This window comes from Arthrobacter sp. NPDC058130 (assembly GCF_042884475.1).
Classification (GTDB): Bacteria; Actinomycetota; Actinomycetes; order Actinomycetales; family Micrococcaceae; genus Arthrobacter.
The window spans coordinates 170,361-193,681 of the sequence record NZ_JBHVTV010000009.1 but is presented as its reverse complement, the minus strand read 5'-3'; the positions used below and the strand labels follow the sequence as shown (position 1 = coordinate 193,681).

Annotated in this window: 21 protein-coding genes; 8 read left to right on the top strand and 13 right to left on the bottom strand. The window is 68.0% G+C overall.

The genetic code is table 11. The annotated features are described in order from the left end of the window. The first annotated feature begins 19 nt into the window (after window positions 1-19). Both ACFVTM_RS16015 and ACFVTM_RS16010 read left to right on the top strand, forming a co-directional pair. Window positions 20-3,952, top strand: a complete 3,933-nt coding sequence (locus ACFVTM_RS16015) for a Pls/PosA family non-ribosomal peptide synthetase (protein ID WP_390204610.1) — start codon at window positions 20-22, stop codon at window positions 3,950-3,952. A 49-nt stretch (window positions 3,953-4,001) separates the two neighbouring features. Further along, window positions 4,002-5,423, top strand: coding sequence for a M1 family metallopeptidase (locus ACFVTM_RS16010; RefSeq protein WP_390204557.1), 1,422 nt, complete (start codon window positions 4,002-4,004; stop codon window positions 5,421-5,423). Window positions 5,424-5,470: 47 nt separating this feature from the next. Here the strand turns inward: ACFVTM_RS16010 and ACFVTM_RS16005 are convergent, their stop codons facing one another. The 3 genes from ACFVTM_RS16005 to pheS are packed head-to-tail and all read right to left on the bottom strand — an operon-like array spanning window position 5,471 to window position 9,839. After that, complete coding sequence (locus ACFVTM_RS16005) at window positions 5,471-6,187, bottom strand: 4'-phosphopantetheinyl transferase family protein (RefSeq protein ID WP_390204555.1); 717 nt, start codon at window positions 6,185-6,187, stop codon at window positions 5,471-5,473. 44 nt (window positions 6,188-6,231) lie between these two features. Continuing rightward, on the bottom strand, window positions 6,232-8,775 hold the full coding sequence (gene pheT / locus ACFVTM_RS16000) for a phenylalanine--tRNA ligase subunit beta (protein ID WP_390204553.1): 2,544 nt from the start codon (window positions 8,773-8,775) through the stop codon (window positions 6,232-6,234). Window positions 8,776-8,777: 2 nt separating this feature from the next. Next, the gene (pheS, locus tag ACFVTM_RS15995; RefSeq protein WP_390204551.1) at window positions 8,778-9,839 is read right to left on the bottom strand and encodes a phenylalanine--tRNA ligase subunit alpha; all 1,062 of its coding nucleotides are present in this window, start codon (window positions 9,837-9,839) and stop codon (window positions 8,778-8,780) included. A 315-nt stretch (window positions 9,840-10,154) separates the two neighbouring features. On the opposite strand from pheS, the gene ACFVTM_RS15990 reads away from it, so the two are divergent. Both ACFVTM_RS15990 and ACFVTM_RS15985 read left to right on the top strand, forming a co-directional pair. Continuing rightward, on the top strand, window positions 10,155-10,637 hold the full coding sequence (locus ACFVTM_RS15990; RefSeq protein WP_390204550.1) for a hypothetical protein: 483 nt from the start codon (window positions 10,155-10,157) through the stop codon (window positions 10,635-10,637). A 1-nt stretch (window position 10,638) separates the two neighbouring features. Further along, on the top strand, window positions 10,639-11,277 hold the full coding sequence (locus ACFVTM_RS15985) for an SIMPL domain-containing protein (RefSeq protein ID WP_390204549.1): 639 nt from the start codon (window positions 10,639-10,641) through the stop codon (window positions 11,275-11,277). Here ACFVTM_RS15985 and ACFVTM_RS15980 read toward each other — a convergent pair. Then, the gene (locus ACFVTM_RS15980) at window positions 11,237-11,626 is read right to left on the bottom strand and encodes a hypothetical protein (RefSeq protein ID WP_390204548.1); all 390 of its coding nucleotides are present in this window, start codon (window positions 11,624-11,626) and stop codon (window positions 11,237-11,239) included. The genes ACFVTM_RS15985 and ACFVTM_RS15980 overlap by 41 nt on opposite strands. An 89-nt stretch (window positions 11,627-11,715) precedes the next feature. Here ACFVTM_RS15980 and ACFVTM_RS15975 point away from each other — a divergent pair, with 89 nt between their 5' ends. Beyond that, the gene (locus ACFVTM_RS15975; RefSeq protein ID WP_390204546.1) at window positions 11,716-12,852 is read left to right on the top strand and encodes an Rv2578c family radical SAM protein; all 1,137 of its coding nucleotides are present in this window, start codon (window positions 11,716-11,718) and stop codon (window positions 12,850-12,852) included. Window positions 12,853-12,924: 72 nt separating this feature from the next. Here the strand turns inward: ACFVTM_RS15975 and ACFVTM_RS15970 are convergent, their stop codons facing one another. The 4 genes from ACFVTM_RS15970 to ACFVTM_RS15955 all read right to left on the bottom strand — a co-directional run bounded on the left by ACFVTM_RS15970 (window position 12,925) and on the right by ACFVTM_RS15955 (window position 16,383). Then, window positions 12,925-14,298 (bottom strand): NAD(P)(+) transhydrogenase (Re/Si-specific) subunit beta, encoded by a 1,374-nt coding sequence (locus tag ACFVTM_RS15970; protein WP_390204544.1) that lies wholly within the window; start codon window positions 14,296-14,298, stop codon window positions 12,925-12,927. Continuing rightward, the gene (locus ACFVTM_RS15965; protein WP_390204608.1) at window positions 14,295-14,678 is read right to left on the bottom strand and encodes an NAD(P) transhydrogenase subunit alpha; all 384 of its coding nucleotides are present in this window, start codon (window positions 14,676-14,678) and stop codon (window positions 14,295-14,297) included. Before ACFVTM_RS15965 ends, ACFVTM_RS15970 begins: the two co-directional genes overlap by 4 nt. Then, the gene (locus ACFVTM_RS15960) at window positions 14,678-15,829 is read right to left on the bottom strand and encodes a Re/Si-specific NAD(P)(+) transhydrogenase subunit alpha (RefSeq protein WP_390204542.1); all 1,152 of its coding nucleotides are present in this window, start codon (window positions 15,827-15,829) and stop codon (window positions 14,678-14,680) included. Before ACFVTM_RS15960 ends, ACFVTM_RS15965 begins: the two co-directional genes overlap by 1 nt. Before the next feature lie 89 nt (window positions 15,830-15,918). After that, entirely contained in the window at window positions 15,919-16,383 is a 465-nt protein-coding gene (locus ACFVTM_RS15955) for a (deoxy)nucleoside triphosphate pyrophosphohydrolase (RefSeq protein ID WP_390204541.1), read from the bottom strand. A 214-nt stretch (window positions 16,384-16,597) separates the two neighbouring features. Between ACFVTM_RS15955 and ACFVTM_RS15950 the strand changes: the two genes are divergently transcribed. Then, window positions 16,598-17,806, top strand: a complete 1,209-nt coding sequence (locus tag ACFVTM_RS15950) for an MFS transporter (protein ID WP_390204540.1) — start codon at window positions 16,598-16,600, stop codon at window positions 17,804-17,806. A gap of 154 nt (window positions 17,807-17,960) precedes the next feature. Here the strand turns inward: ACFVTM_RS15950 and ACFVTM_RS15945 are convergent, their stop codons facing one another. Next, a complete protein-coding gene (locus ACFVTM_RS15945) occupies window positions 17,961-18,881 on the bottom strand; it encodes a cation diffusion facilitator family transporter (RefSeq protein ID WP_390204539.1) in 921 nt (306 codons plus the stop codon). Between the two features lie 228 nt (window positions 18,882-19,109). Here ACFVTM_RS15945 and ACFVTM_RS15940 point away from each other — a divergent pair, with 228 nt between their 5' ends. Then, window positions 19,110-19,376 carry a GlsB/YeaQ/YmgE family stress response membrane protein gene (locus tag ACFVTM_RS15940; RefSeq protein WP_090956472.1) on the top strand — a complete coding sequence of 89 codons (267 nt, stop codon included), beginning with the start codon at window positions 19,110-19,112 and terminating at the stop codon, window positions 19,374-19,376. Window positions 19,377-19,524: 148 nt separating this feature from the next. Here the strand turns inward: ACFVTM_RS15940 and ACFVTM_RS15935 are convergent, their stop codons facing one another. The 4 genes from ACFVTM_RS15935 to infC form a co-directional block, all read right to left on the bottom strand. Further along, window positions 19,525-20,421, bottom strand: coding sequence for a TrmH family RNA methyltransferase (locus ACFVTM_RS15935; protein ID WP_390204537.1), 897 nt, complete (start codon window positions 20,419-20,421; stop codon window positions 19,525-19,527). A 65-nt stretch (window positions 20,422-20,486) separates the two neighbouring features. Then, the gene (gene rplT / locus ACFVTM_RS15930; RefSeq protein ID WP_390204536.1) at window positions 20,487-20,951 is read right to left on the bottom strand and encodes a 50S ribosomal protein L20; all 465 of its coding nucleotides are present in this window, start codon (window positions 20,949-20,951) and stop codon (window positions 20,487-20,489) included. A gap of 121 nt (window positions 20,952-21,072) precedes the next feature. Further along, window positions 21,073-21,267, bottom strand: a complete 195-nt coding sequence (rpmI, locus tag ACFVTM_RS15925; protein WP_009358635.1) for a 50S ribosomal protein L35 — start codon at window positions 21,265-21,267, stop codon at window positions 21,073-21,075. A 115-nt stretch (window positions 21,268-21,382) separates the two neighbouring features. After that, a complete protein-coding gene (gene infC / locus ACFVTM_RS15920; RefSeq protein ID WP_390204534.1) occupies window positions 21,383-22,414 on the bottom strand; it encodes a translation initiation factor IF-3 in 1,032 nt (343 codons plus the stop codon). 421 nt (window positions 22,415-22,835) lie between these two features. On the opposite strand from infC, the gene ACFVTM_RS15915 reads away from it, so the two are divergent. Further along, window positions 22,836-23,222 (top strand): DUF1844 domain-containing protein, encoded by a 387-nt coding sequence (locus tag ACFVTM_RS15915; RefSeq protein WP_390204532.1) that lies wholly within the window; start codon window positions 22,836-22,838, stop codon window positions 23,220-23,222. The last annotated feature ends 99 nt before the right edge of the window (window positions 23,223-23,321 follow it).

Genomic DNA, 23,321 nt, shown 5'->3' with positions numbered 1-23,321 from the left:
AGCCCCTGACACCGGTTCGGTGCAGAGTCTTCCCGAAACCCGTGCCACCGTCTACGAGCCCCAACTGGCGGGCGCACTCGCCGCCCCGCCGGAGCGGACGCTCATCGACATCCTCCGCGATACCGCCGCGCGTTTCCCGGATGCATCCGCCCTCGACGACGGTCACCGCTCGCTCAGTTATGCCCAGCTCATGGATGAAGTCCGGGCCACGGCGAGGAAACTGCACCTGGCCGGGCTGGGTGCCGGCGACAAGATCGGCATCCGGATTCCGTCCGGCACCAACGAGCTGTACGTCTCGATCCTGGCGGTGCTGCTGGTCGGCGCGGCTTATGTCCCGGTAGACGCGGACGATCCTGATGAGCGGGCCAAACTGGTCTTCGGCGAGGCCAGGGTGGCCGCCATCCTTCGCGCCGGCGGGAAGATCGTGACGGACAGCAACCACCCCCGGCCGTTCCCCGGGGCGAGGCCGCCGGGTCCCGATGACGACGCGTGGGTCATCTTCACCTCCGGCTCCACCGGCACACCCAAGGGGGTTGCGGTCCAGCACCGCTCAGCCGCCGCGTTTGTGGACGCCGAGGCCCGCATCTTCCTGCAGGATGATCCGGTGGGCCCGCAGGACCGGGTGCTGGCGGGCTTGTCCGTTGCCTTCGATGCTTCCTGCGAGGAGATGTGGCTCGCGTGGCGCCACGGCGCCTGCCTGGTTCCGGCGCCCCGGGCGCTGGTCCGGACGGGGATGGACCTGGGCCCCTGGCTGATCAGCCACGGCATCACGGTGGTCTCGACAGTGCCCACGCTGGCCGCGCTCTGGCCGGTGGAGTCGCTGGAAAGCGTCCGGCTGCTCATCTTCGGCGGGGAGGCGTGCCCGCCGGACCTTGCCGAGCGGCTCGCCGTCGAGGGACGGGAAGTGTGGAATACGTACGGGCCCACCGAGGCAACCGTGGTCGCGTGCGCCGCGCAGCTGGGCGGGCCCGGTCCCGTCCGGATCGGCCTGCCGCTGGACGGCTGGGACCTCGCCGTCGTCGACTCCGATTCGCTGCCCGTCGCCGAAGGCTCCGTGGGCGAACTGATCATCGGCGGCGTCGGGCTGGCCCGGTACCTTGACCCGGTCAAGGACGCGGAAAAGTACGCCCCCATGCCATCTCTGGGCTGGCCGCGCGCTTACCGCTCAGGCGACCTCGTCAAGTACGAGGCGGAAGGCCTCATCTTCCAGGGCCGCGCCGATGAACAGGTCAAGCTCGGCGGCCGCCGGATTGAGCTCGGAGAGATCGACGCCGCCCTGCAGTCGCTGCCGGATGTCGCCGGCGCCGCGGCGGCGGTGCAGACCACCGCGGCCGGCAACCAGATCCTGGTGGGCTACCTTGCCGCCGTTTCCGGTGTGGACATCGATCTGGCTGCGGCGCGCGAACTGCTCGGCGAGAGCCTGCCGGCGCCCCTCATCCCGCTCCTGACGCTCGTCGATTCCCTGCCGACCAAGACCAGCGGCAAAGTGGACCGCCATGCCCTGCCCTGGCCGCTCAGCGGCACCGGAGCCACCGAGGCCGAAGGCGCCCCGCTGAACCTGCCCGAGGATGCGCAGTGGATCGTGGAGCAGTGGAGCGCCGTGCTGGGAAGCCCGGTGACAAACCTTGACGCCGATTTCTTCGCCTACGGCGGCGGCTCGCTGGCCGCCGCGCAGCTCGTGTCCGCCCTGCGCGTCCGCTATCCGACCATTACGGTGGCCGATATCTACGCGACACCCCGGGTGGGCGCCCTCGTGGACGAGGCCCGCCAGTCGCTCCCGGAGGGCGGGGCTGTCGCTGCCCAGGAGCGGGCGGTCAGGCCCACGGCCAGGAAGTCCCAGGCCTTCCAGACCCTCCTGGGCATTCCCTTGCACATCCTCGTCGGCATGCGCTGGCTGACCTACCTGATGGCCGCCAACAATCTCCTGGCCGCGTTCGCCGGCTTCAGCGCCGCACCGACCGTTTCGTGGTGGTGGGTCGGCGCGTCGTGGCTGGTCTTTGTCAGCCCGGCGGGGCGGATGCTGATCTCCATCGCCGCGGCCCGCCTGCTGCTCCGCAATGTGGTGCCCGGGACGTATCCACGGTCCGGGCGCGTGCACCTGCGGCTCTGGCTCGCCGAACAGATCCAGGATCTTGCCGGCGCCATCAGCCTGACCAGCGCGCCCTGGGTGCCCTACTACGCGAAGGCGCTCGGCGCGAAGATCGGCGAGAACGTCCAGCTGCACTCGCTGCCGCCCGTCACCGGGCTGCTGTCCCTGGGCACCGGGTCCAATATCGAGCCTGAAGTCGATCTGTCCGGCTGGTGGATCGACGGCGACCGTGTCCACATCGGCGCCATCCGGATTGGCCCCCGCGCCAGCGTCGGCGCCCGCAGCACGCTGATGCCGGGGGCCACTGTGGGCGCCGGAGCGCAGGTGGAACCGGGCTCCGCCGTGATCGGCAAGGTCAAGGCGGGGCAGCTGGTGGCAGGGTCCCCGGCCGAGCGCCGCGGCAAGGCCAAGCACTCGTGGCCGGACTCCCCGTCCGAGCACCGGCTGATCGGCCGGCTGTGGTTCGCCGGCTTCGCCGCGGCATCCGCTGTGCTGGCGCTCATCCCCTATGTTTCCGCCGCCGCCGCGGCCTTCGTAATCTTCGGCTTCATCCAGGGCAGCTCCTCATTGTCCGCGGCCCTGCCCGGCCTTGTGCTCTCCATCCCCCTGGCCGCGCTGGCCTGGTTCGTGACCAATCTGCTGCTGATCCTGGCCACCACGAGGCTGCTGAGCATCGGCCTCGCCGAGGGCTACTACCGGGTCCGGAGCCGGATTGGCTGGCAGGTGTGGGCGACCGAGCGGGTGCTGGACCTCGCCCGGGATCTGCTGTTCCCGGTTTACGCCAGCCTCTTCACACCGGTCTGGCTACGGCTTCTTGGCGCCAAGGTGGGCCGCAACGTCGAAGCCTCGACAGTGCTGCTGATCCCGAGCATGACCACTGTGGGCGAGGGCGCCTTCCTGGCTGATGACACCATGGTGGCATCCTACGAGCTCGACGGCGGCTGGATGCGGATTGCACCGGCCAAGATCGGCAAGCGGTCCTTCCTGGGCAACTCCGGCATGACGGCGGCCGGGCGCAACGTGCCCAAGAACTCCCTCGTGGCGGTCCTCTCGGCGACGCCGGCGAAGGCCAAATCCGGGACATCATGGCTCGGCAGCCCTCCCGTGCGGCTGCGGCGCACCGCTATCGCCTCCGACGACACGCGGACGTACCAGCCGCCCCGGAGGCTGAAGGTCGCGCGCACCCTGTGGGAGCTGTGCCGCTTCGTCCCGGTCATGCTGACCGTCGCGATCGCCGTCGGTGTGATGCTCGCGTTCGACTGGTTGGCGACGATGTTCAACTACGGGGTCGCCGCCGTCCTGGGCGGGGTGGTGGTCCTGATAGCCGGGGCCACGGCGGCAGGCAGTGCAGTGGTGGCGAAGTGGCTGCTGGTGGGCCGGATCCGCAGCGGCGAGCACCCGCTGTGGAGCTCCTTCATTTGGCGGAACGAGGTGGTGGACACGTTCATCGAGATGGTCAGCGCGCCGTGGTTCGCGCGTGCCGCCACCGGGACACCGGCGCTGGTCTGGTGGTTGCGGGCACTCGGCGCCAAGATCGGCGGGGGAACCTGGTGCGAAAGCTACTGGCTGCCCGAGGCGGACCTTGTCACCCTCGGCAGGAACTCGACCGTCAACCGCGGGTGCGTCGTCCAGACCCATCTGTTCCATGACCGGGTCATGAGCATCGACACTGTTACGCTCGATGACGGAGCCACCATGGGGCCGCACGGCGTCATCCTGCCGCAGGCCAGGATCGGCAGCGGCGGCACGGTGGGGCCGGCGTCCCTCGTCATGCGGGGCGAAACCGTCCCCGCCGGCACGTACTGGATGGGCAACCCGGTCAGGCCGTGGGACGGGCCGGCACCGCCCGTCAGGCCCCAGTAGGCCCGGCCCGCGCACGTCCACCAGCACCACAAACCCGAAGGTCCGTCCATTGAGCACCAGTGCAGCAAGCAGCAGCGCCGCAGCCGGCGGAGAGATCAGCCGGGAAATCAGCAGGGAAATCAGCCAGGCCATCAGTCCGGCGGCAGGCGCCCCGGACCCCTACATGCCCGGCCACGGGACCAATGCCTACCGCGTCACCCGGTACGAACTCGACCTGGACTACCGGGTCAGCAGCAACCGCCTTGCCGGGCACGCCGTCCTGCATGCTGTTACCCAGCTCCCGACGTCGGCGATCGTCCTGGACCTGGCCGGACTGCGGGCCACCAAGATCCAACTCGACGGCCGCAGGGTGCGCAGGTTCACCCAGCGGGCCGAGCAGCTCGTCGTCTACCCCGACATTCCGCTGCTCGCCAACGAGGCGTTCACCCTGGACATCCGCTACGAGGGCTACCCTGCACCGCGCCGCGGCCTGTGGGGCGAAGTCGGCTGGGAAGAGCTCTCCGATGGAGTTTTGGTCGCCGGCCAGCCCAACGGCGCCGCCTCCTGGTTCCCGTGCAACGACCATCCGCGGGACAAAGCGAGCTACCGCATCACGGTGACGACTGACGCGAACTACCGGGCCGTGTGCAACGGGGTGCTGCTCTCGCGCACCAGCAGGGCCAGCCGCGAGACCTGGGTGTACGAGCAGGCCGAACCCATGGCCACGTACCTCGCCACGGTCCAGATCGGCCGCTACGAGCTCCTGACGCTCAATGCCGAGCGGCCATCAGGCCACGTGCCGCAGTATGTGGCGGTCCCGGCGTCGCTGGCGGCCGCGGCCCGGGCCGCCCTGGCCCGTCAGCCCGAGATGATGCGGACCTTCACCAACTGCTTTGGGCCGTACCCCTTCCCGGAGTACACCGTAGTGGTGACCGGTGACGTGCTGGAGATCGCCCTGGAGGCGCAGACGCTGTCCATCCTGGGCCCGAATCATTTGCGGCAGGACTGGGAGTCGCAGCGGATGATCGCCCACGAACTCGCCCACCAGTGGTTCGGGAACTCGCTTACGACGGCGACGTGGAAGAACATCTGGCTGCACGAGGGCTTCGCCTGCTACGCGGAATGGCTCTGGTCCGAAGAGGCCGGCATCATGTCGGTGGCGGCCCGGGCCCGGGCTGCGTGGCGCAGGCTGGCCGCTTCCCCGCAGGACCTGATGGTGGGCGATCCCGGCCCGGAGCTGATGTTTGACGACCGGGTCTACAAGCGCGGAGCCCTGGCCCTGCACGCGCTGCGGGTGCGCTGCGGCGACCTTGCGTTCTTCGCCCTGCTGCACGACTGGACGGACCGGTTCCGGCACGGCACCGTGACCACGGCCGACTTTATCGTCGCGGCCGGCCACACGACGGGCCTCGACGCAGAGGCCCTGCTGCACCCCTGGCTGTTCGACGACGCGCTCCCGCCGCTCCCGCAGGCAGCCCCGCCGACGCTCTGACGGCCCGGCCGTTGGCGCAAGCCGGGACCGCGGCCGGACCGTTTCCGCTACGGAAGGACCACGACGGCGACAGCCGCCACGAGCTCCGCGGGCAGGCCTGACTCTTCCGGCAGGAGATCCCGCAGCCCGGCATGGCCGTCCACGTGTGGGCCCAGCACATCGAGGCTGTCCGGAGCCGTCTGCAGCCCCGTGCCCACCATCTTCAGCCAGGCCTCCTTGCGCGCCCACAGCCTGGCGCGGCCCCGCAGCAGCGAAGTGCCGTGCAGCCCGGCGAGGTGCCGTTGTTCCGCCACGGTCAGCACCACGTCGTCGAACCCGACGAAGTCCGCCCGGGCCGGATCCTCGACGTCGATGCCCAGACGCTGGCCCGGCTCCGGAGCCACGACCCCGGCCAGCAGCGTCCAGCCGGATGCGCGGGACAGGCTCAGCAGCAGCGGCGCGGCGTGGCCCCGGAGCAGGTAGCCCGGCCGGCCGTGGGAGATGTTCGCGCCGGTGCCGCACCGGGGGCAGCTGTACCAGGCGGTGAGGTCCGACGTTGGCACGCCCAGCAGGTCGGCGGCAAAGCGCCGCTGGGCGAGCCGCCCGCCCAGGAAGTCCTCTCGGGTCCGCGCCGTCATGGCCCGGGCCCGGTCGAGCTCGGCGCCGTCCAGAAGGGACCGGGCGTCGCGTTCCAGCTCCGGCGCGGCGGCCGCGACTCCGGGGTCGCCGGCGGCTCCGGGTACGCGAAAGGGCGGGCAGGCACGCACAACCAGGTGTGATGCCATGACCCGCCCCTTTCAGCTCGTCAGCGCTGTCCTTCGTGCAGTTCTCAGCGCTGCACCGCTCCGAAGCGTTCGTGCGCCACCGCGACCGCGCCTTCGCGGGCCGCGGACGCCTCGTCCGCCGTCAGGGTGCGGTCGTCGGCGCGGAACCGCAGGCTGAACGCCAGCGACTTCTTGCCTTCCTCGATGCCCTTGCCCGCGTAGACGTCGAACAGGGCCACGTCCTCAAGCAGTTCGCCGGCACCTTCACGCAGCGCCGTGAGCACCTCTTCGGCCGGAACCTCCTGCGGCACCACGAGGGCCACGTCCTGGGTGGCCACCGGGTACGTCGAGATGTGCCGGGCCACGATCACGTCGGCGGCGGCCTCGAAGAGGGCGTCGGCATCCAGTTCCAGCGCCACGGAACGGGCCGGCATGTCCTGTGCCGCCAGCAGTTTCGGGTGCAGCTCGCCGGCGTAGCCCACCACTTCGCCGGTGCGCAGCGCAATCTGCGCTGCCCGGCCCGGGTGGAAGGCCTGGTGCCGGCCCTGGCTGACCAGGAGTTCGACGCCGAGCACGTCACCGACGATCCGGGCGATGTCCACCGCGTCCGCCCAGTCCCAGGCCCGCGGGGCGTGGCCCGGGGCGGCCGGTGAGTCGTGCCCCGTGAGGACGGCGGCAAGGTGCAGCGGCTGGTCCGGGACGCCGTCGTACAGGCCATCCAGAACCTCGTCGCCGGGCTTCACGCCGAGCGGCGGGATTGAGGCGGTGCCAAGCTGCTCGCCGGGCAGGAACACGAGCCCGGCCTCGAAGAGCGCGAGGTCGCGGAAGCCGCGGGAGTGGTTGCGCTTGGCCACCTCGATCAGGCCCGGCAGGACGGAGGTCCGCAGGAAGCCGTGCTCCTCGCTGATCGGGTTGGCCAGCTTCAGGGCCTTGCGCTCCGCGCCTTCGGCCGGGACGCCAAAGATGTCATTGGCGGCCTTGGAAACGAACGGGTAGCTCAATACCTCGGTGAGTCCGGCGTCGGCGAGGGCCTGGATCAGGCGGCGGCGCTGCTGCTGGACGCGAGTCAGGCCACGGCCCGGCGGCGCCACGGGCAGGGTCGCCGGGATCTGGTCGTAGCCGACCAGGCGGGCGATTTCCTCGGTGAGGTCGTCCTTGGTTTCGAGGTCGCTGCGCCAGCTCGGGGCGGTCACCGTGTGGCCGTTGCCGTTTTGCTCGACGACGGCGCCGAGGTCTTCCAGCGAGGTCACGATGTGTTCCACGGTGAAGTCGATCCCGATCCGGGCCGCGGCGTACCCTGCCGGCAGTTCGATCGTGACGGCGTCAGGTGCCGTGCCGACGTCGGTCCCGGCCTCATCCGCCGTGCCTCCGGCGAACTCGACCAGCAGGTCCACCACGCGCTGGGCGGCAACGTCCGCTACCTGCCAGTCCACGCCGCGTTCGAAGCGCTTAGACGCCTCGGAGGGCAGTTTGTGGCGGCGGCGCGAGCGTGCGATCGAGACCTCGTCGAAGTGTGCGGCCTCGACCAGGACGTTCGTGGTGGAGTCCGACACTTCCGTGTGGGCACCGCCCATGACGCCGGCAATGCCGATGGGCCCGGAGGCATCCGTGATCAGCAGATCCTCGGCGTCGAGCGTGCGCTCCTTGTCATCCAGGGTGGTGATCTTCTCCCCTGCCGTGGCGCGCCGGACCACAATGTCGCCGGCCAGCTTGTCCAGGTCATAGCAGTGGTTCGGCTGCCCGAGCTCAAGCATGACGTAGTTGGAGATATCCACCGGAAGGGAGATGGACCGGATGCCGGCGAGCCGGAGACGGGAGGTCATCCACGGCGGGGTCGGCCGGGTAGCATCCACGCCGCGCACGGTGCGGGCCACAAAGCGGTCGCAGCCGGGCTTGCCATAGATGGGGGCGTCGTCGTTGAGCTTGACGCCGTGGCCGCCGGACAGGACCGAGGGGACTTTGACCTTGGACGCCGGGTCCGTGAACACGGTGCCGGTGGCGTGCGCATATTCACGGGCCACGCCGCGGATGGAGAACGCATACCCGCGGTCCGGCGTCACATTGATCTCGGCAGCCTGGTCGTAGAGGCCCAGCAGCTCCATGGCGTCGGTGCCGATTTCCGGATCCAGTCCGATCCGCGACAGCACCAAAATGCCGTCGTGGTCCTCGCCGATACCCAGTTCGCGCACGGAGGCGATCATGCCGGCAGACAGGTGACCGTAGGTCTTCCGCGCGGAAATGTGGAAGTCGCCCGGCAGCACCGCACCGGGAAGGGTGACCACCACTTTGTCGCCCTCGACGAAGTTGTGGGCGCCGCAGATGATGCCCTGCACGCCGGAGGGGTCAATGCCGTCGCCCGTGAGGGACTGCGGCTGGCCCTCGGGAACAACCCGGACCTGGCACCAGTTGATGGTCTTGCCGTTGGTCTGGGGCTCCTTGACGATGCTCAGGACCTGACCCACCACGATCGGCCCCCGGAGGGTGTCCGTGGGGCGGTGGACTGCTTCTTCTTCAAAGCCGACCTTGACGAGTTCGGCCATGACGTCTTCGGCCGATGCTCCGGCCGGTACCTGCGCGAATTCACGCAGCCAGGAAAGTGGGATACGCACTGTTAGATCTCCATCCCGAAGTGCTCGCTGAAACGTACGTCGCCTTCAATCATGTCGCGCATGTCGCCAACCTCATTGCGGAACATGAGGGTGCGTTCGATGCCCATGCCGAAGGCAAAACCTGAATAAACGTCCGGGTCGATGCCGGCGGCTCGCAGGACGTTGGGGTTGACCATGCCGCAGCCGCCCCACTCGATCCAGCTGGGTCCGCCCTTGGCGCCCGGGTGCCAGATATCCAGCTCCGCGGACGGCTCGGTGAACGGGAAATAGTTGGGACGCAACCGGATCTGGGCTTCCGCGCCGAACATCTGGCGCGCAAAGTGCTCCAGGGTGCCGCGAAGGTCTGCCATGCTGAGCTTCTTGTCGATGGCCAGGCCCTCGAACTGGTGGAACACCGGGGTGTGCGTCGCGTCGAGCTCGTCGGTGCGGAAGACCTTGCCCGGGCAGAGCACGTAGATGGGCAGCTCGCGTTCCAGCATCGAGCGGACCTGCACCGGTGAAGTGTGCGTGCGCATCAGCAGGTGGGCCTCGGGCGGCTCAACGAAGAACGTGTCCTGCATGTCCCGGGCGGGGTGGTCCGGCTTGAAGTTCAGGGCATCGAAGTTGAACCATTCGGACTCGACCTCGGGCCCTTCGGCAATTTCCCACCCCATGCCGACAAAGATGTCCGCCACGCGGTCCTGCAGCGTGGACAGGGGGTGCCGTGCACCGGCCCGGCGCCGGCGCGGCGCCGCCGTGACGTCCACGGTCTCTTCGACCAGGATCCGCGCGTCGTTCTCGGCTTCGAGCTCGGCCGTGCGGTCCGCGAGCGCTTTGTTGACGCGGCCGCGGGAGGCGCCCATGAGCTTGCCGGCGGCGGCCTTCTGGTCCTTGGGAAGCGCGCCGATCTCACGGTTGGCGAGGCTCAGCGCGGACTTTTCGCCCGTGTGCGCGAGGCGCACGGCCTTGAGTTCATCGAGGGTGGTGGCGGCGGCGATGGCGGCAACGGCCTGGTCTACGGCAGCGGTAATGGCGGCTTCATCCAGAGGATTCGGGACGGCGGCGCCCGGCAAAGTTTCAGTCATCTACTGTTCTTAGCTACGAGTCGGATCATGCCAACAGCCCACGGCACGGGCACAGGGCGCGGGCGCGGGTTGCCGGCAAGGCTTATGGTCACAGTTCATTGTCACAGTTACTGCATCAAACACAGGTCACTGCATCAAACACAGGTCACTGCATCAATCACAGGTCACTGCATCAGGGCCGGCCGAAATCACTCCGGCAGGCACCCACTCCAGTCTAGTAGACGGCCGTCAGCCGCACGGCAACGGCCAGGCGTTCGTGAAGCTGCCGTCCCGCAGCTCCTGACCACCAGGCACACCCCCGGCTACCATGGCCTCATGACGTCCGGACAACGGCTTCGGCAGGTCGCCAACGTGCTGAACGGGTCCACCCTCCTGGGCCTGCTGCTGGCAGCCTGCGCCCGGACATCCATCAGGTCCGGTCCGCGCGGACTGCTGATCGCGAGCCGCTACCGCTGGCGGCTTCCGTTTGCCGCGGCGTTCACGGTGGGCAACGTCATCCTGTTCCGCGCCGGCCCCGAATCCGCCGGCGCCAATCCAGCACTCCTGGGGCACGAGGAGCGCCACAGCACCCAGTACGCCTGGTGCCTCGGACTGCCCTTCCTGCCGCTGTACTTCATCGCCGCGGGCTGGTCCCTCGTACGCACGGGCAACCCGGGCAGCGCCAACGTCTTCGAGCGCCACGCCGGGCTGGAAGCAGGCGGCTACCCCCGGCCCCGCGGTTCGGGGACCGATCAGCGGACCCATCAGCGGACGCACCGGAGAACGGGCGCGACTGCCCCCGAAGGTTATGAGGCCTGACATGACAGAGACCCCCAGAAGCATCTCGGTCACCGGAACCGGCAGCGCCGAGGCGGTGCCGGACCTCCTGACGCTGTCGATCGGAGTTGAATGCCGCCGGGATACCGTGGCCGAGGCCTACGGCGACGCAGGCACACGGTCGGCCGCCATCACGGCGGAGCTCCGGCAACACGGGGTGGACAGCGCCGACATCTCCACCTCGGGGCTGAACGTGCGGGCCGAGGTGAACTGGCAGGACGGGAGGGGCCAGACCGTCACGGGCTACCTGGCCTCGAGCACCCTCACCGTCAGGATCCGCGGATTGTCCGAGTCCTCACAGATCCTTGCCGCGGCCGTTGCTGCCGGTGGCGACGCCGTCCGGCTCAACGGGCTGAGCCTCGGCTTCACTGATTCCGCCGCCGTCGAGGCCCGGGCCCGCGAGGCCGCCTGGCAGGATGCCCGCACCACGGCCGCGCACTACGCCGCCCTCTCCGGGACCGGACTGGGCAAGGTTCTTTCCCTCACCCAGCACACCGGCTTCCAGGCGCCGGTCCCAGTCGCGAAGATGCAGCGGGCGGTGGCAGCGGACTCGCTCGCCGTCGAGGCCGGCGAGTCGAGCGTCACCGCCACGGTCGGCGTCGTCTGGGAACTGATCGACTGACAGTCCGACTGACTGCCCAGTGCGCGCATGCGGCCTCCGCGGACCCGTGAGCTGCAGGAGCGGCCCTCGGCCGCCTGGTGGTCTGCCCGCTAGTGCGTTGCGCCGGCAGCGAGCCGGAGGTCCGCCGTCGTCGCAAGCGCGGTTCGGACGACGACGGCGAGCGCCGCCGCCATCTGTTGCGCCGGCAGCGCCGGGGTATCCTGGCCGAGGCGCCGAAGACGCAGGGCAGTTCCACCGCCTGGACGTCGAGCCCTTCGGACTGGAGCTGCCGTGCCGCCGAGCGGGCCGCGGCCCACGACGGATTGGCCGTTTCGCCGCCGAACGGCTCAAATCCGGTCAGGAGAATCATCGCCCCCGCCTAGCAGTCCGCCCGCGGCCGGCCCCGCGGACGCTGGCGGCATCCTTGACTTTAAGTCGAACATATATTCGAATGGAGTCATGAGATGGGACGCACAAGCACTGGAACGCGACGCCTCCCCGGGTGCCCCAGCCGCTTCGCCGGCCGCCGCTGCCCTGCTGCCGTTGGCCGGACTCGTGCGGTCCGTGTCCACCCCGGAGTTTGCCGGGATCACCTTCCATGAGGTCACCGCCAAATCGGTGCTCAACAAGGTGGTCGCCGGTTCGCGGATGCCGTTCGACTGGACCATCAACCCCTACCGCGGCTGCAGCCACGCCTGCGTCTACTGCTTTGCCCGCAAGAGCCACACGTATCTGGACTTCGACGCCGGCCTGGACTTTGACAGCCAGGTGGTGGTCAAGATCAACGCCGCCGAGGTCCTGCGCAAGGAACTGGCCAAGCCCTCCTGGCGACACGAACACGTGGCCCTGGGCACCAACACCGACCCGTACCAGCGCGCCGAGGGCCGCTATCAGCTCATGCCCGGCATCATCGGTGCCCTCGCCGATTCCGGCACTCCCCTGTCCATCCTGACCAAGGGCACGCTCCTGGCCCGGGACATCCCGCTCCTGAAACATGCCGCGGCCCAGGTGCCCGTAGGGGTGGGCATCTCGCTCGCCATGACCAACGAACAGCTGTCCGAAGCCGTGGAACCGGGCACACCGGGGCCACGGGCCCGGCTGAAGCTGATCTCCCGGCTGCGGGAGGCCGGCCTGCCCTGCGGCGTCATGGCCATGCCCATCCTGCCGTGGCTCTCCGACAGCGACGACGCCCTCGACTCCCTCTTCGGTGCCCTGGCCGCGGCCGGCGCCACGGGAGTCACGGCCGGTGCGCTGTACCTGAAGCCGGGCACCCGCGAATGGTTCATGCAGTGGATCGCCCGCGAACATCCGCAACTGGCCGGCAAGTACCGGCGCCTCTACGGCAGCGGCTCCTATGCGTCCAAGGAATACCGGGCATGGCTGGCCGGCCGCATCCGCTACTTCAAGGACCTGCACGGCTTTTCCGGCTCGCAGGGATTCAGCCACAGGGATCTTGACGGCGGCAGCGACCATGACGACGCCCGGCAGGAGGAAGCCCAGTACCCGGCCGGAAGCATCCCGGACACCGCCTGGCACGCAAACGCCAGCAACGCAACCACCGGGCACGCAATCGCAGCACAGCCCACACTGTTTTGAAGCCCAGCCCCTGGAACGTTGTCCCTAGAGCGCCGTGCCCCTGGAACGCCGTGCTCCTAGAGGTCCGTGCCCCTAGAGCGCCTTGACCGCGCCGAGCACCTTTGCCAGCGATTCCTTGGCATCCCCGAACAGGAGGGTGGTCTTGGGATCGTGGAGGAGCTCGTTCTCGATCCCGGCGAACCCCGGGCGCATCGACCGTTTCAGGAATACGATCTGCTGCGCCTGCACTACCTCCAGGATCGGCATCCCGTAGATCGGCGAACCGGGCGAGGTCTTGGCCGCCGGGTTGACGACGTCGTTGGCGCCGACCACCAGCACGATATCCGTGTTCGCGAACTCCGGATTCACTTCTGAAAGTTCTCGCAGTGACTCATATGGCACGTTGGCCTCGGCCAGCAGCACGTTCATGTGGCCCGGCATTCGTCCCGCCACGGGATGGATGGCAAACACCACGTCCACACCGCGGGCTTCCAGGGCCGCGGCAAGCTCGGCCACGGTGTGCTGGCCCTGGGCCACGGCGAGCCCGTAACCGGGGACAATCACCACGCGCTGGGCATAGCCGAGCTGGACCGCGACGTCCTCCGGCGAGGACGAGCGCACCGGCCGGTCGCTCACCGCGGTGGATCCCGCCGTCGAACCGCCCTTGAACGCCCCGAACATGATGCCGCCGACCCCGCGCCCCATGGCCGAAGCCATGACCTTGGTCAGGATGGTGCCGCTTGCGCCTACCAGCGTCCCGGCGACGAGCAGCAGCACATTGCCCAGGACCACACCGGACGCTGCCACCGCCAGGCCTGTGAAGGCATTCAGCAGGGAGATCACGATCGGCACGTCTGCCCCGCCGACGGGCAATACCAGGAGCAGCCCGGCGGCGAGCCCCAGGCCCAGCAGCGCGAGTGACCAGCCGAGCGACCCCGTGAGGACCACCAGCCCTCCGGAGATGACCGCTCCCAGCAGGACGGCCCCCATCACCCAGGGCATGCCGGGAAACAGCAGCGGGCGGGTGCTGATGAGTTCCTGCAGCTTGCCCACAGTCACCGCGGAGCCGGCGAAGGACACCGCGCCCACGAGCATGGTGAAGACCACGGCCAGACGGACCCAGGGGTCCTCGTTGTGGCCAAGTTCGAGTACGGCGACCAGGGCGGCGGCCCCACCTCCGACGCCGTTGAAGAGGGCCACCAGTTGGGGCATCTGGGTCATCTGCACCCGCCGCGCCACCGGCACGGCAACGACGGAGCCGACGGCGATGGCGCCAAGGATGGGAGCAATGTTTTCCAGCCGCGCCGAGAAGAACACGGTGACCACGGCCAGGAGCGCCCCGGCGGCACCGATGAGGTTGCCGCGGCGGGCGGTCCGTGGCGAGCTGAGGCCCTTGAGCGCCAGGATGAAGCAGACGGCGGCCGCAAGGTACAGAAGGGCTGTCCACTCGGCGGTCAGGAGGCTCATCGGACCTCCCCCGCGGCGCCGCCGGAGTTCGCATCGCTGGTGCGTCCTTCTCCTTCGACTCCGCCAGCCTTGGCGGGGACGGCACGTTCCTGTGCGTCTGACCGTTTGTGCACGCTGAACATCTCCAGCATCCGGTCCGTGACCACAAAGCCGCCCACCAGGTTGACGGTGGCCAGGACGACGGCCAGGAGCGCGATGCCAAGCACCCACGGATCACTGGCCTGTCCGGCGACGATAATTGCGCCAACCAGGATGATGCCGTGGATGGCATTCGCGCCCGACATGAGCGGCGTGTGCAGCTTGCTGGTCACCTTGGAAACGACTTCGAAGCCGACGAACACCGCGAGTACCACCACTGTCAGCAGCGCGACCGGGCCCATCATGCGTCCTCTCCCAATGCTCCCAATGCTGCCGCGGTGGGGGCATGGAGCACGGCCCCGCCGTGGGTCAGGCACGAACCGGACACGATGTCGTCGTAGAAGTCCGGGGCGACGGTGCCGGCGTCCGTCATGAGGGCCAGGAAGTTGCTCACGTTCCGGGCATAGAGCCGGGAGGCATCCGACGGCATGGCGGATGCCGCATCCTTCAGGCCCACGAGCGTGACGGTTCCGCCGTCGACCGGCACCTGGACGTCCTGGCCGGCGATCACACCTTCTACGTTGCCGCCGGACTCCGCGGCGAGGTCGACGACGACGGACCCGGCCCGCATGATGCCCACCATGGCGGTGGTCACCAGCAAGGGAGCGGGGCGGCCGGGGATGGCCGCCGTGGTGATCAGGATGTCCGCTGCCGCGACGTGCGGGGCGAGCAGGCTGCGCTGGAGTTGCGCCCGGTCCTCGCCGAGGGCACGGGCGTAGCCGCCGGTTCCTTCTGCCGCCGCGTCAACGTCCAGGTTGATGAAGGTGCCGCCCATCGAGGCGACCTCGTCGGCGGAGGCGGCCCGGATGTCGTTGGCTGATACGCGGGCGCCGAGCCGTTTCGCCGTTCCGATCGCCTGCAGCCCGGCGACGCCGGCCCCAAGGACCAGGACCCTCGCCGGCGGGATGGTTCCGGCGGCGGTCATGTAGAGCGGGAAGAACCGCGGGTACCGCACGGCGGCTTCCAGCACTGCGCGGTAGCCGGTGACCAGGGACTGCGAGCTGAGCGCGTCCATGGACTGTGCCCGGGAGATCCGCGGAAGCAGTTCCAGGGCGAACGAGGTGATCCCGGCGGTGGCCAGCGCCCGGACGGTGGGCAGCTCCGAGGCCGGCGACCCCAGGCCGATGGTGACGGTGCCGGGCCGGAGCCTTGCCACGCCCGCCGGCGTGAGCGGGCGGACATGCAGCAGGACGTCCAGGGCCTCGTACGGGAGCTCGGAGATCACCGTCGCGCCGGCCTCTTTGAAGGCGGCGTCCGCGAACCCTGCCTCGGTTCCGGCGCCGCTCTCCACCAGGACATGGAGCCCGAGGGCCGTCAGCTGCTGGACCGTCTCCGGTGTGGCCGCGACGCGGCGTTCCCCGGTTCGCTGCTCTCGTCCGACACCGACCTGCACGGGCCACTCCTCTCGATTGCGTTCAGAGTAGGCACATGCCTGACGGTTTGGCGAGAGGTGGGGCCCGGAAGCCCGCTGGAGCGCTGGGGTCAGCGGCTGAGTGCGGCTCCCACTCCGCGGGGCCCGGTGGCGCGGACGGCTGCCAGGAGGGCCTCGACGATGGGAAAGTCCGCCGGGATCCACGGCAGGTCCAGGACCTCGGCCGGGTTGCTGAGGTCGAGCCAGCGCAGTTCGTCGTGGTCCTCCAGCGGCCGGGGCTCTCCGTCGGCCAGCTCGGCAAACCAGACCCGCATCGCCGCTTTCTCGTTGAGTGGCCAGCCGGCGGCGGTCTCCGCGGGCAGCTCGGACCCCAGCCGCACCAGTACGCCCAGCTCCTCGCTGAGCTCGCGGTGCAGGGCATCCTCGGCCGCTTCGCCGGGCTCCACCTTTCCGCCCGGGAACTCCCACATGCCGGCAAACTGCGGAGGCGCCGTGCGCCGCGCTACAAGGAGCTTGCCCGGTTCGGCCAGCGAGTCCACTACTGCGCCACCAACGACGCCAATGAGTCCAGTCACGCCCCCAAGTCTATGGCGATCGCCCGGTCGGGCGCCCGGTGCCGGGACGGGAGACCTGTCCCGCCGGGTAGGGGACAATGGTGGAGGGGCCGCCCAGGCCAGCTGCAGAGTATTCGCCAGTTGCGGAATACTCGGCGCCCCCTCCAGGTTCTTTAAAGCATATTTATCTGGCCGACCCCTCCGGACCTTCCCGGAAATCTCCCCGAAAAGACGAATGACAACCACCACACACGCCCCGGCGTCGTCCAAGTCCGGCACCCGTCACCTTGCCCTGGCCATCATTGCCCTGGCGATGGGCGGCTTTGGCATCGGCACCACCGAATTCACCATGATGGGCCTGCTCAAGGAGATCGAACAGGGCCTGAACATCAGCACCCCCGAGGCCGGCCACCTCATTTCGGCCTATGCCCTCGGCGTCGTGATAGGCGCACCGGTGCTGGCCGCCGTCGGGGCCAAGCTCCCCCGGAAGTATCTGGCGCTGGGGCTCATGCTCTTCTTCAGCATCGCCAACCTCAGTTCCTTCCTCGCCCCGGACTACGGCTCCATGCTGGTGTCCCGGTTCGCCGCGGGCCTGCCCCACGGCGCTTTCTTCGGAGTTGCGGCCGTGATCGCTGCGTCGCTGGTGGCGCCGACCAAGCGCGGGTGGGCCATTTCGATGGTCATGGCCGGGCTGACGGTGTCCAACGTCATCGGTGTCCCCTTCGCCACCTGGCTGGGCCAGAGCTACGGCTGGCGGCTCCTGTTCCTGTTGGTCGGCCTGATCGGCATCATCACGCTCGCCATGCTGTGGAAGTTCGTCCCGTTCCAAAAGCCGCACGCGGATGCCAGCCTCCGCCGTGAACTCGGCGCGCTCAAGCGGCTCCAGGTCTGGCTCGCCATCCTGGTCGGCATCGTCGGCTTCGGCGGTTTCTTCGCGACGTACACGTACATCGCGCACACCATGACTTCCGTGGCCGGGCTGCCCGCGCCGTGGCTGCCGCTGGTCGTGGCACTGTACGGAGTGGGCATGGTGGTGGGCAATATCGTTGGCGGCCGGATCGCCGATAAATCCGTCATGGGCACCATCTACTGGGTGCTGCCGGCCACGGCCGTGGCGCTCGTGGTCTATGCCATCGCCGTCCACTGGGCCTGGTCCGCGCTGGTCATGGTGTTCGTCGTTGGCGCCGCCGGGTCCATGCTGGTCCCGGCCCTGCAGACCCGGCTCCTGGATGCTTCTCCCGACGCACCGTCGCTGGCTTCCTCGCTCAACCATGCGGCACTCAACGTCGCCAACGCCCTGGGGGCCTTCCTGGGCGGCCTGGTGATCGCCTGGGGCTGGGGTTATATCGCGCCGGCACTTGTGGGCGCGGTCCTTGCCGTCCTGGGCCTCGGGGTCGCCGCCGTCAGCGGCGCCGTGGAACGCAGGCGGCCGCTGACCTCCTAGCCGACCCGTCCACCGTTTCAGAAGGCGCACGCGTTAATCGGCGGCTCAGGTTCAGAGGTGAAAGAACGGCAGCCCTGTCCAGCTGTGCACCGGACAGGGCTGCCGTTTCTTATGGACCGCGTTGGCTTTTCGTGATCCGACGGTGCCGGGCGGCTCAGGGGGCGCTGACGCGCTGCACGTCCGGTTCCAGGTAGATCACCCGGGCGATCGGGACCGCCTCGCGGATCCGGACCTCGGCCTCGTCGATCGCCCTGGCAATGTCCTGGCCCGAGTCCGTTCCGGCGATGCTGATCTTGGCTGCCACCAGCAGTTCCTCAGGTCCAAGATGCATGGTCTTGAGGTGAATGATCGTGGTGCCGCCTGCCTCGATCGCGGTGCGGATCTTGGCGACGTCGTCGCGGGTGGCCGACTCGCCCAGCAGCAGGGACTTGGTCTCCATGGCCAGCACCACGGCGATCGCGACGAGCAGCAGGCCGATCATCGCGGTGCCCAGGGCGTCCCAGATGCCGTTCCCGGTCAGGAGCGTCATCCCCACGCCGAAGAGCGCGAACACCAGGCCCACGAGGGCGCCGAAATCTTCGAGCAGGATCACCGGAAGTTCCGGCTGCTTGGCATTGCGGATGAACTTGACCCAGCCTTGCTTTCCCCGGAGGGGGTTGGATTCGATAATCGCCGTCCGGAATGAGAACGACTCCGCAATGATCGCGCCGATCAGGACGGCGAGCGGAACCCACCAGAAGTCCCCCTCGATGGCGTGCGGGTGCTGGAGTTTCTCCCAGGCCTCATACAGCGCGAAGAGGCCGCCGACGCTGAACAGCACGATCGAGACGATGAAGGCGTAGATATACCGCTCGCGGCCGTAGCCGAAGGGGTGTTCGGGACTGGCTTGCCTCTGCGCGCGCTTGCCGCCGACCAGGAGCAGCAGCTGGTTGCCGGAGTCTGCGAGCGAGTGGATCGCCTCCGCCAGCATGGACGAGGACAGCGTCAGAAAGTAGGCGACGAACTTCAAAACGGCGATGGTCAGGTTGGCGGCCAGTGCCGCGAGAATCGCCTTGGTACCGCCGTTTGCAGCCACGTGAGCTTCTCCTTATGGGGTTCTTCCGGGGTGTACACGGACACCGGAAAACCCAGCGCCCACAAGGAATACCGTACCTGTTTCCAGGCTGCCGCCGAACCGCGGAAGGGCCAGCGCGGCCACGTAACGATTGGGCACTCCCCTGCTGACAAGTAATCCGCCCTATGTTAGCTTGAAGCCATGTTCGGGATTCACAATTTGGATGCCGACAAATATGTAGGAGGAGACATGGGCTTTCTTGGCTGGATCATTCTCGGACTCATAGTAGGTGCAATCGTCAAGGCAGTTATGCCCGGCAGGGTTGGCGGCGGCTGGGTTACCAGCCTCGTACTCGGCGTCGTCGGAGCAATTGTCGGCGGCTGGATCGGCGACCTTCTGTTCGGCGGCGGCAAGATGGAATTCTGGAATCTCGGTTCCTGGCTCCTGGCCATTGTCGGCGGCCTCGCTGTTGCGGGCATCTACGGCGCCATCACAGGACGCAACAAGACCACTTAAATTTCGCATGGCGCCGACCGCATTCCGCGAGTTCAGCGCCAGTAACAGTACGACGGCGGGACCCACCACTTGGTGGGTCCCGCCATTTGTTTGGCCTGCTTGTCCGCCAGGCGTCTCCGCTTGGGCCGCCTGCCGTGCGGAAAGTCCCTTACGTTGCCTGCTGGGAGCGGGCGCTGGCGTAGAGGCAGACGGTGGCTGCGGTGCCGAGGTTCAGGCTCTCCGCTTCCCCATAGACCGGTACCGCCACCCTGTGGTCGGCCAGTGCAATCTCGTCCTCGGACAGTCCTTGTGCCTCGTTGCCGAAGAGCCAGGCAGTGGGCTTTTCCAGCGCATACGCCGATTCGGCGGCCGAGGCTCCCAGCCGGCGGGCCGCGTTCTCGTCCTGGAGGCGGTCCAGGTTCAGCTGGCCGTATCCGTCCGCGGCGAGCACGCCGATCCCCCGTTCCTTGCAGCGGGCCACCAGCTCCGCCACGTCGGCGCCGAGGACGATCGGCAGGTGGAAAAGGGATCCCGCCGTCGAGCGAACGGCCTTGGGGTTGTAAATGTCGACGCTGGATGCGGTCAGGATGACGGCGTCCGCGCCGGCCGCGTCGGCTGCCCGGAGCACGGTTCCCGCGTTGCCGGGGTCACGGACCTGGCACAGCACGGCAACCAGCTGCGGGCCGGCATCGAGCACCTGTTCAAGGCTCACGTCCAGGAAACCGCAGACCGCGAGAATGCCCTGCGGATTGACCGTGTCCGCCATCGCGGCCAGCACTTCGTCGGTGGCGAGGTATGCCGTGGCGCCCTCCGCGAGTGTCTCCAGGTCCGGGTGCCGGTCCAGGCAGGCCTCGCTCGCGTAGACCTCATGTACAACGCCGGACTTCCCGGCGGCAATCCTTTTCTGGTGCAGGGCCAGGGCCTCCCGGACAGCCTGCGGGCCCTCCGCCAGGAACTCGCTGCGCTTTAAACGGGCCGGGCGCCCGGCAAGCTGTGCCACCTTCCTCACCCGATCAGCTCGGGGATTGGAAAGTGGAAAGTCTTGCGGGCGCCCGGTTTCGTTCATATAAGAACCTTAGATGCTTTCGCAGCCGGTTCTTGAACGAGGCAGTTTTTCAACTGCGGCAGGAACTACTTTGCGGCCTCGGCGTCAGCCTTCTTGGCAGCAGGCTTCTTCGCGGGAGCCTTCTTGGCAGCCTTCGGAGCGGCCTCGGCCTGGACGGCCGGAGCGGACGTGTCGGCGGGCAGCGAGTCCTTGGCGACCTTGACCAGCGCGGCGAAGGCGTTGGCGTCGGAAACGGCAAGCTCGGCCAGCATGCGGCGGTCAACCTCAACCTCAGCGGCCTTCAGGCCCTGGATCAGTCGGTTGTAGGTCAGGCCGTTGGCGCGCGATGCAGCGTTGATGCGCTGGATCCAGAGACGGCGGAAGTCGCCCTTCTTCTTCTTGCGGTCGCCGTAGCTGTACACGAACGAGTGCAGCAGCTGCTCTTTTGCCTTGCGGTACAGGCGTGAACGCTGTCCGCGGTAGCCCTTTGCGCGTTCGAGGATAACCCGGCGCTTCTTGTGGGCGTTAACCGCCCTCTTCACACGTGCCACGTGCGTACTCCTTAGAAATTTCTGATCCCAAGCGTCTACTGCCGGATTTGTCCGGCTGGCCTGAGAAGCCTTTTTGGTAGTTGACTGCTGCCAGGTGGCGAACAGTCAGAGAACTTGGAACTTAGATGCCGAGCATCTTCCGGATGACCTTGGCGTCGCCCTTGAAGACGATCTTGTCGCCGGCGAGGCGACGGGTCAGCCGCGAGGACTTGTGCTCGAGGTAGTGGCGGCGGTTGGCCTGCTGGCGGCGCAGCTTGCCGCTGCCGGTCAGCTTGAAGCGCTTCTTAGCACCACTGTGGGTCTTCATCTTCGGCATGGGAACCGATCTCCTTACGTATCCGCAGAAAAGTCTGCAGCTCTTTCGTGCAGCCACCCCTGCGGGCGGCGTGCTGGTTGCTTGCTGCCGGACATTGCTGTCCGGCAGCCGTGAACTAGTTGGTCTTCTTGCTGCCAGGCTTGGCGGCAGCCCGGGGGGCGGCCGGCCGTGCGGCGGGCTTCGGCGCTGACGGCCTCGGCACCGGCTTCGGAGCAGCAACCGGCTTCGGTGCCGCCGCCGGAGCGGCTGCCTTTTCCTCGGGAGCCTTGGCTGCTGCCGCCGGGGCCGGAGCGGCCTTCGGGGCCGCAGGAGCCTTAGCAGCCGCCGGCTTCTCGGCCGCCTTGGGAGCTGCTTCCTTCGGCGCAGCTTCCTTCGGTGCTTCCTGGACGGGAGCCTCTTCGGCCTTGGTCTCCTCAACCGGGGCCTGCGGGGCTGCCGCCTCTTCGACCTTGGCCTCTTCGACCTTGGCTTCTTCGACCGCGGGAGCCACCGTTGCGGGCGCTTCCGTCGCGGGAGCCTCCGCCGAAACGACGAAGCCTTCCGGCAGGAGGTCGGACAGCGACTGGGTCAGCGGGGCATTGCCACCGGAGACGTCGACGCGTCCCGAAGCCTTGGCCTCGTTCTCCGCCTTGGCTTCTGCGCGCTGCGTTGCGCGGCGGGCCTCTGCCTTGGCTTCAGCCTTGTTCTTCAGCGGGCCAACCACCATGACCATGTTGCGGCCATCGATCCGCGGGCTGGACTCCACCACACCAACTTCGGCGACGTCGTCGGCGAAGCGCTGGAGCAGGCGGATGCCCATCTCGGGACGCTGCTGCTCACGGCCGCGGAACTGGATCATGGCCTTGACCTTGTCCCCGGCGCCGAGGAAGCGGAGCGCGTGGCCGCGCTTCGTCTCGTAGTCGTGGGTGTCAATCTTCAGGCGGAAGCGGATTTCCTTCAGGACCGTGTTGGTCTGGTTCTTCCGGGCCTCGCGTGCCTTGACAGCGGCTTCGTACTTGTACTTGCCGAAGTCCATCAGCTTGCACACCGGAGGCTTCGCCTGCGGTGCAACTTCAACGAGATCAAGATCGGACTCGGCAGCCAAACGCAGGGCATCCTCAATACGGACAATTCCTACTTGTTCGCCTGCAGGGCCGACCAGCCGCACCTCGGGGACGCGGATACGCTCATTGATTCTTGGCTCGCTAATGTTAAAGCTCCTGTGTTCGTGAGGGGTATTCCACCGGCAAAAAGAGAAGGCCCCCAATTGCCGGAGCAATCGAAGGCCTCGAGATCGGAACTGCCTCCCTCAGCGAGGGGCATGCACTTCCTGTGGACCGGAGTCCCAGGTAGTGCCCGACCAGTACCCGGCAACCTTGACTCCCAAAGGGAGGGGCTTCCCGAGGGAAGTTTCGCGGCTGACGCGGGTGGGAGAGATCTCCGCTTGCAAACTAAAGTCAACTCTACAGAAAGATGCCCGCTCAACGCACATGTGCGTCGCCGGGTTTACCAAAACGGTGGTTTCCCACTGGCTTGGAGTCGTACTGCAGAATAACGACATTTAGTCGGTCTGTGACAAGCTTACCAGCATGAGCACTTCAGACAGCAATTCCCACGTCTTCGAGCCCGCAGCCGCCAAGAACGACGTATCGCAGCAGATCCGCGACATCTCGGAAGTTCCCTCGATCGAGGTCATCACCACGGCCGCCGTCCACTTGATGAGCGCGGCCGCGGTAAAGCTCGGCCTGGCGGCCGAGGAAAATGCCCAGGAACTCAAGGACCTGGATGAGGCCCGCAAATTGATCACGGCCCTGGCCGGTCTGGTGACGGCGGCGGCGCCCGAAATCGGCTCGCAGCACGCGGGTCCGTTGCGCGATGGACTGCGCTCACTCCAACTCGCCTTCCGTGAGGAATCGATCATTCCGGATGCTCCGGGCAAGGGCCCGGGCGAGAAGTACACCGGCCCGGTCAACTAAGCACAAACGTCAGAACCAAAGCGGCGGCGGCCGGACCATTGAGGTCCGCCCGCCGCCGTCGTCGTTAACGCCCCTTGCTGTACAGGTGCGGCAGGCGGC